The sequence below is a fragment of the Roseovarius sp. D0-M9 genome (assembly GCF_037083805.1).
Classification (GTDB): domain Bacteria; phylum Pseudomonadota; class Alphaproteobacteria; order Rhodobacterales; family Rhodobacteraceae; genus Roseovarius.
Window position 1 is genome coordinate 1 of record NZ_JBAPKZ010000105.1, and the last position, 1,872, is coordinate 1,872.

Annotated in this window: 3 protein-coding genes; all 3 read left to right on the forward strand. The window is 59.0% G+C overall.

Going from position 1 to position 1,872, the window contains the following annotated elements; translation table 11 throughout:
- The coding region (locus V8352_RS21615) for a DUF892 family protein (RefSeq protein WP_336426320.1) at positions 1-387 on the forward strand (387 nt) is incomplete at its 5' end.
- Positions 388-613: 226 nt separating this feature from the next.
- Positions 614-1,138, forward strand: coding sequence for an RNA polymerase sigma factor (locus V8352_RS22085; RefSeq protein WP_442971085.1), 525 nt, complete (start codon positions 614-616; stop codon positions 1,136-1,138).
- Positions 1,139-1,183: 45 nt separating this feature from the next.
- Positions 1,184-1,783, forward strand: a complete 600-nt coding sequence (locus V8352_RS21620; protein WP_336426321.1) for an outer membrane protein — start codon at positions 1,184-1,186, stop codon at positions 1,781-1,783.
- Positions 1,784-1,872 lie beyond the last annotated feature (89 nt).

Below are 1,872 nucleotides of genomic sequence, written 5' to 3' on the forward strand. Positions count from 1 at the left end.
TGCCTGCACACCTTGAAAGACGTGCTCTACGCCGAGCGCAAGATGCACGAGGCGCAGCCACAGATGCAAAGCATGATCAGCGATCCGGAGCCGAACCACGCGCCGCTGCAGCAGAGCAAAGGGACGAGTGAACAGTTTGCGCGGCTCGAAGAGATCTTCGCAAGCCTTGGCAAGCTCGCCAAGGCCAAGAAATACGGCCCCATGGTGAGGCTTATCGAAGAGGCCGAAGCTCTGATGATCGAAATCGGCGCACCCGGCAGCAAGGACGCCGCGCTGACCTCGCTTGCGCAAGCGGTCGAGCATTATGAGATCGCCCTGCGCCACGCCGATGGAGCGGGCCATGCCTCGTCATCTGGGAACGGCAGCGCGCATGAAAGCGGCGCTTGACCAAGGCCGAGGCAACAGCACGCGCCATCAAGGCCGGGGCCACCGTGCCCGACGGAAAACCAGACTGCGGCTTCCGCCGCTTCGTGGTGCGCGGGCAGCAACGTAGCGGCAAGCGCGATCCCGCGCCTCTGCCCCACGGATACGGGTTCCGGGCATCTCCTTCGGTCGCCTGTGCAATTCGGCGGCCGATTTGCGCGACGAAAATCATCCTGAGCGAGAGGCACCAATGATCACACCACACCCTTTTCACACCCTCCTTCCGCAGCATTCCCAGTCGCTGTATCGCCGGGCGCTGAAACTGACCAACAACAAGCATCGCGCCGAGGACTTGGTTCAGGCCACGCTTTTGAAGGCATGGACCCACCGNGTCGATGTCGCGGCCCGCGCTGAGCCGGCAGGGCGCGCAGTCTTCGAAGCCGCCCGATCAGGTCATGCTATCGGGCTGAGGCAGGATCAAGCATACATTTTTGACGCAGGCTATACGAATAAATCGCAGGTTCTTTTATCTTTTGAAGGCCTCCCTCCCCTCAAATACTCAGCGTCGGCTTGGACACCATGCGAGAGCATGATGGGGTGGCAACCGTCATGCCGCGCACAGGGGGCCAGTTCAGTGGCGCCCTTAATCACCCCATCACAAAGCAAATTGGACAGTTTATCGCCGATGCGTATTGCTTTTCTTGGAACCAATACCTCGCACAGGCCGTTACCTAAGTTAGGTCAATACCAAACGTGGGCCTGGGAGATACGTTGAGGGTTACTTACTCCAGCGCGTCTGAACACTAATAAAGGAAACATCATGAAACACCTTCTCTCCGCAGCAGTAACCTCCACCCTGATGACAGGCACCGCGTTTGCCGGCAACATCGAGCCTGCACCCATGGAGCCCGTTATCGCTGTCGCTACAGCACCGGCGCCTGTCTTCTCGTCCCCAAACTGGACCGGCTTCTACGCCGGTGGCCAGTTAGGCTACGCTAACATCGACACTGACACAGCCGGCCTTGATGGTGACGGCCTCATCGGGGGTCTGACCACCGGGTACGACTATGATCTGGGCAACTGGGTCGTCGGTGCCGGTCTGGACTACGACTGGACTGATGTCGGTCTAGGCAATGCTCCCGAAACCAAGATCGACAATATCTTCCGCGCCAAACTGCGTGGCGGTTATAAGCTGGGCAATGGTCTACTTTATGCGACCGGTGGTTATGCATTGGCAGAAACCAACAATCTTAGCCATGAAGACGGCTATTTCGTCGGTGCTGGCTACGAGCACCTCATCTCCGAAAACTTCTCGCTAGGCGGCGAAGTCCTGTACCACGAGTTCGACGGTTTCAACACCACTCCGAACACTAAAGTTGAAGCGACTACCGCGCAAGTCCGCGCAACATTCCGCTTCTGATGCGCGCGCCGGGCCGCATGGCCCGGCACACCGATTAACGACGAACGCGCGGCCCAACCAGGTCGCTCGTTTCTGTCAGCACCTCATCC